2 protein-coding genes and 3 pseudogenes are annotated in these 5,825 nt (G+C 70.0%); 1 reads left to right on the forward strand and 4 read right to left on the reverse strand.

Features of this window, described 5'->3' with window-relative positions; translation table 11 throughout:
* Nucleotides 1-81: 81 nt before the first annotated feature.
* Nucleotides 82-663 (reverse strand): annotated as a pseudogene (locus LJ221_RS22990) (Scr1 family TA system antitoxin-like transcriptional regulator); the annotation flags it as partial.
* 305 nt (nt 664-968) lie between these two features.
* Between LJ221_RS22990 and LJ221_RS22995 the strand changes: the two are divergent.
* A pseudogene (locus tag LJ221_RS22995) lies at nt 969-1,433 on the forward strand (ATP-binding protein); the annotation flags it as partial.
* A 41-nt stretch (nt 1,434-1,474) separates the two neighbouring features.
* On the opposite strand, the gene LJ221_RS23000 reads toward LJ221_RS22995, so the two are convergent.
* The 3 genes and pseudogenes from LJ221_RS23000 to LJ221_RS23010 all read right to left on the reverse strand — a co-directional run.
* Entirely contained in the window at nt 1,475-2,242 is a 768-nt protein-coding gene (locus LJ221_RS23000) for an EcsC family protein (RefSeq protein WP_241718630.1), read from the reverse strand.
* A gap of 383 nt (nt 2,243-2,625) precedes the next feature.
* Entirely contained in the window at nt 2,626-5,112 is a 2,487-nt protein-coding gene (locus tag LJ221_RS23005; protein ID WP_241718631.1) for an AIPR family protein, read from the reverse strand.
* Nucleotides 5,093-5,825, reverse strand: a pseudogene (locus LJ221_RS23010) (SAM-dependent methyltransferase); the annotation flags it as partial. The gene LJ221_RS23005 and the pseudogene LJ221_RS23010, both read right to left, overlap by 20 nt.

Consider the following 5,825-nt stretch of genomic DNA (forward strand, 5'->3'; position numbering starts at 1 on the left):
GAGCCCTGCCGTCCGGGAGGGACGGCAGGGCTCCGGCGGGTCTGTCGGGTGTCAGACGTCCCGCTGCGAGGAGGCCGGCCCGACGAACTCCGCCCATGCCTCGCGCGACACCGTGAGGACCGGCCCGGCAACGGCCTTGGAGTCCCGGACGTGCGCAGCGGCCGTGCCGACCGCGACCTCCACGCACTGGCCGCCCTCGGCTCCGCCGTACGGGCGACGCAGTACCGACTCGTCCATCACGAAACTGAGCAGCGGCGCGGGCCGCCGGTCCAGGAGTTCCTGACGGGCCAGCCGCGCGGCGACGCGCAGTTCGATGGTCTCCGGGTCCAGCGGCGGGCGCCGCATGCCGAGCAGCGCCCGCATGTACTCCTCGGTCTGGAGCAGACCGTTGACCACGAGCGTGTCGTACATGACCAGTTCGATGGCCTCCTTCTCCAGCGCCGCCATCCCCTGGAAGAAGAGCGGGTACTGGGCCCGCTCCACCTCCTCCTTCCACAGGGCCAGCAACCCGTCGGCGCTCAGCACTTCGTCCGCCCGCTCGATCGTCCGCGGTGACGGGATCCGCCGTCCCTGCTCGAACGAGGCGACCGTCGAGGCCGAGTACCCGATCCGCTTGCCGAACTCCTCGCGCTCCAGCCCCTGCCGCGACCGCAGGGCCTTCATGGTCCGCCCGAACGCGGTGACGACACCTCACCCGCTCTCGTCCTCCGGCCGTCGCCCGGGCCCGTCGTCGCCTTCCCAGCCGTCACCGAAGTTCACGACCGCCCCGCCACTCGGGGCGGTCTCCCCGTCCGTACGCTCCGTCATCGAACATCACCTCACCGGGCCAACGCGCCTGCCCGGGAGGCGGTCACGCCGCATGCCTCGTACTCGCACGCGTACCGCGCGTACAAGCGGCCCGCGAGCCGCGTCACCACTGGTCGCGCCGCGCCTGGCCGCGCCGCGCCACCACGGGGACCGTGGTGGCCATGACGAGTAAGCCCGGCAGCCCCGTTGACGCCACCCGTCCCACCCGACTCACCAGCCCCGGCGGGCGCGTCTTCGGGATGCGCTTCACCTCCACGCCCAGAGGGGCCCGTCTCGCCCGGCGCCTGGTCGCCGTCCGCCTCGACGCCTGGGGGATCCCGTACGGCACCACCGAGCACGACGAGATCGTGCTGATCGCCGCCGAACTCACCGCGAACGCCGTGCGGCACGGACACGTACCCGGCCGGGACTTCCACCTCCGCCTGCACGCACCGGCCGGCGGCCGGTGCGTGCGCGTCGAGGTCACCGACACCCGCGCCGAACGCCTGCCGGTGCGCCCCACCACCCCGGACGCCGAGTGCCCACAGGAGTCGGGCCGCGGCCTGCTCCTGGTGTCGGAGCTGGCCGCGCGCTGGGACTGGCACACGCGCAGGGACGGGCCGGGCAAGACCGTCTGGGCCGAGTACGCGCCGGGGGGGGGAGCGGTGAGCGGCGACCGCCCGGTTCGTTACTTCGTTTCCTCGGTCCCGGTCTCATCCTCGGGCTCGACCCTCAGGGCGTCGCCGCGCAGAGCCTTGTCCGTGACACGTCCGATGACAGCGGTGGCCCCCGCGTCCACGGCGCCTCCGACGATGCCTCCCAGGATCGGGATCCCCTTGGCGAGCGTGACCGCGGCGCGCTTGGTCCCGTGCTTCGCGACGAGGTGGAATCCGACCTTCTTGTTGATGGCATGGATAACCGCCATCGGAATCTTCTTGATCATCTGCTGGCCGAACTTCTGGCTGACCTTCACCCCGAAGGCCGCCAGGACGTTCTGCGTGCTCATCCCGATCGCGAGCATCATCGCGACGGTCCGCACGTGCGGATCGTGGACATCCCATCCCCGGAGGTGTGCGATGGAGCCGGCCATCCGCATGTTGATGGCGACGGACGCGGCCACGTTCGCGGGGAGCGTCACGCCCGCGGTGAGGAGTCCCCCGAGCCCGGTGACGAACCCCTGTGTCCCGGCCGCTGCCACGGACTCCTTGATGAGGCGGGCGATGACCGCGTCGATGTCGTCCTTCATGTCCTCGGGGGAGCGGCGCTCCTCGTCGCCGGGCGCTCTGTAGTCGGCGCCCTGTCGGCGTGAGAGGCGGTCCTCGGCCCAGGTCACCGATCCGGTGATCGGCCCCACGCCGTTCACCATGACCCGCTCCGCGAGTTCGGCGGCCCACCGCCCGGTCCTCTCGGCCATTCCCTCAGCCGCTCCCTCGTCGGGAGTCTTCTCGTCGGCCATCACACACCCCTTCCGCGAGGCGCCCCGAGGGCGCCTCGCACCGCTGCGGGCAGGGAGAGGGGTTCCGGTCGCCGGTGTCCCCGGCAAGGCCGTGGGCTGTTGAAGCCGCGCCCCCTCGCTACCGCCCGCCCACCCCTTCGCGCCGCGACGTTCCTCGTCGCACCGCCCTTCGCGAGCCGAAGCGGCTACACCTTCCCAAGTAATGAAAGCTCCGTCAAATGGTCTTGACTTGCTTGCGTGTGCCCGCATCAGAGGCGGCCGACAGGCCATCTCGCGCCACCGCGTCCCCGGCCCGGACCTTTTCGCCCAAGCACTGCTCGATCACATACCGCGCGGTGAGTGAGCGGGCTGTGCCGCAGCACGCGCTGCGGCACGGCCCGTACTCACTCCTGTTCGGCCTGCTCGTCGTGCAGTGTTCGTGCGAGATCAGAGAGAGTGGCGGTGCCGTCCAGTGTCCACCGGGCCGGCCCCTGCACTGCCACGGGTGCCTCCTGCCAGCCGGCGAGTTCGTAGAGGTTCAGGACCAGACGGGTCGGCGAGTACGCCTTCCCGTCCACCGCCCATACGAGGCACCGAGTCCGGTCGTTCACCCAGGTGGCCTCGCCGCGCCGGGGGTCCTCCGCGAGCCAGGAGGCGAGCGCTTCGATCTCGGGTTTGTTCCCCAGGCGCAGCCGGACCGGTGTGCCGTTCTTGATCGTTCCGTTGTCCACGAGGGTGGGCACGGCGTTGGGGCGGCGTGGCTTGCGCCTGCTCCCCTTGGGGGCCTTGTAGATCGTCGGCAGGTCGGGGATGACCCCTTCACGTTGGGCGTCACGCAGTACCAGCTCCGCAAGCCGCTTGCAGCGTCCGGCATCGGTGAGCGTCCCGCTGAGGAAGGAGGTGGGACCGTACTCCGCGTCGATGTGGTGGATCAGCCAGGACAGGACCCGGTTGGTGAGCGCGGGCACTTCCCGCAGCGCCGTGTCCCAGTCGTACTCCGGGTCGTCGATGCGATCCTGGTCGAGAAGCTGGAAGACCAGATGGGTGATGAGCAGGTCACCCCGCTGGCTCACGTCGGAGGCGCGCTTCTGGAACCGCTTGCGCTCTTCGTTGAGAGCGGTACCCACAGCACGGCGCACGAGTACCGAACGCCAGATCTGGAAAGCGCTGGGACGTTCTCCGAAGAGTCGCGGGTAAGCGCCTCTGCTGCCGCGCTCCCAGAGGAGGTCCGTGTCCCGTTTCGCCCGTACGGCGAGTTCGGTGCTGCGGTGCGCACAGGCCAGGGCGACGGCGGCGTGCACGACCGAGCAACCTTCGTCCGGCGCCGGGTCGGGTTCACCACGCTTGAACACGTAGGACTTCTGAAGGGACAGCATGAAGTCCTCGTGGATCATCGCCTGCACCTCGTCCAGGGCGATGAAGTCCCGCTGCTCCACGTGGTTCTGCGTATTGGTCGTCTCGGTGATGCGCTGTGCGAGATCCGGCATGTTCTTGTCGACGACGATCACCTTGACCGTGACCTCGGCGTCCTCCACCGCTTCGGGGGACGCCTCCATGGCGCGATGTGCCGCCGCGACGGTTTGCGCGCCGTTTACGACACTGACCCCCGAGATGCGAAGGTGCACGGGCTCGTCCGGCCGGCGGCGTCCCGGCCACTCCTCCTCGAGTCGGTCGCACAGCACCGTCACCCCGTTGTTGAAGAGCCAGAAGTTCTCCGGCTCGTTCACCAGGGTGCTCAGCATGCCCGAGTTGACTCGGGTGGTACCGAGCGACTGGCGCAGGTTCTGCTCGTACAACCGGCTTTCATACGACTGGTACCACTCGGCGACATTGCCGGCCGGAACCGTTCCCTGGTAAGCGGTGAGCGGGGTGTTCCGCCGGAGCCAGTTCGTCATCCGCACGGTCACCCGCACAGGCTCGGGTGAGAGGTCCTCACGGATCTGCCGGAGGATGTCCGCGGCGTGGACCACGCGGTACTCAAGGGCCGGGCCGAGTCCGTTGAACTCGTTCCGGGCGTCTTCCAGAACGTTGGTGGTTTCCCTGCTGAGCGTCCCCACACCCATGACGGCGATCACCAGAGTCACCTTGAGCCGGGCGTCGTGCATCGCTGCGTTGACACGTGCGGCGATCGGCTCCAACCGGTCGTTGAAGCGGTCGAAACTCCGCTGCTCGATGAGGCGGAGACCGGCGATGAGCTTGTGTGCCGCGTTGGTGTCGAGCTTGCCCTTGCCGTCGTCGCTCCACTTGGCCTGAACGAGCCAGACCTCCTGTGTGCCCTCGGTGACCGCCACGCCGTCGATGCCCTGGTCGTCCTCGCCGTCGATGACAGAGGCGCCGGCGGTCTTGCGGTCGCAGCCGGTCACCTCGCGTACGGCAGCCGCCGTTAACGCACGGGAAAGGAACCGCTGCTCGTAGCCCTGCTGGTCGTACCCTCTGAGGTCCTTGTCGTAGATGAGCCCCTCGTACTGCCGCAGAAGCGCGGTGCGAATCTGGTGGATATGGATAGGAGCCGTTGCGGCCCTGCGTTCCGTCTCTTCCAACTCTGTCCCCAGTGCCGTGCGCTGCGTCTCCTGACGCAGTTCAGCGTTGATCTTCCATGATGCTCCGCCGACGGAGTCGGCGGATGCCTTCCGTGCTGTCGGTCGGAATGTGGGCGACTCCATGACCGGAGTGTCGCCTCGGGGCGGCGGGGCCCACTGCCTTGGATGTCGAGGCGCTTCGAACCTCTTGTCGAAGAGGACGCCGAAGTTCTCCTCGTCGTTGACGAAGTCCAGGACGGCCAGGTCCGCCCGCGACTTGCGGTCGGCGGTGCGGTTCAGGCGCGAGAGCGTCTGCGATGAAGCCCTCCTCGATGGCCTGGCGCATGGAGTACTAATGAGATGAATCGTCACCCCGGCCGCGTACTCCGTTCGCCGCCCGCGCCGGCAGCAGCTGCCCGCCGGTGAGTCCGCTCGCCAGCAGCCCTGCTGTCCCCTCCCCAAGCAGGACCGCCCGCCGGGCCTGTGCCCGGAGCTCGTGCACGTGCCGGAACGCCTCCCCGTAGCGCCGCTGCTCCTCCAGCGGCAGCAGGGGCACGCGCAGCCGGCCGGGGTTGACGGTCAGCACCGTGCTTCCCGTCGACGCACCCGCGATGTTCTCCTCCGCACCCAGGAACCCGGCGAGGAACCAGGCATCCAGGCGTGCCGGGTCCGGCCGGAAGAGGTGGACATGGGGGCCGGGCAGCGCCCCGGAGTCCTCCTGGCCCGCGACCCGGGTCATCGGGCCGTCCGCGCTCGCGATCGCCCGGACGAGGACGTCCCCGGCGGCGATCACGGGCGCGGTGTCGTCGTGCGGCCCCGCCGGGTCGCCCGTGGGGCCCGACCCGGTGGCGATGTCGGAGGCGGTGAGCACCGCCCGTGTCTCGGGCCGCCCGCCTCCGCCGACTTCGCCGTTCGCGGCCTGTGCCCGGGTGCGTGCGCTGTCCGGCTGCGACCGCAGCAGGGTGAGCGCTCCGCCGCGGGCGAGGTCGGAGGCCGTCGCCGTCCGCCACTCGCGGGCCGTGGCGCCCGCGGCGCTCCAGACCTCGCGGCCCGCCGTCCGCGCCAGGGACCGCGCGGCCTCGACG

It is taken from the genome of Streptomyces sp. CNQ085, from assembly GCF_022614595.1.
Lineage (GTDB): Bacteria > Actinomycetota > Actinomycetes > Streptomycetales > Streptomycetaceae > Streptomyces.

Coding starts and splice junctions, on each gene's coding strand:
- LJ221_RS23000 (WP_241718630.1), bottom strand. CDS start 2,242: ATGGCCGACGAGAAGACTCCCGACGAGGGAGCGGCTGAGGGAATGGCC.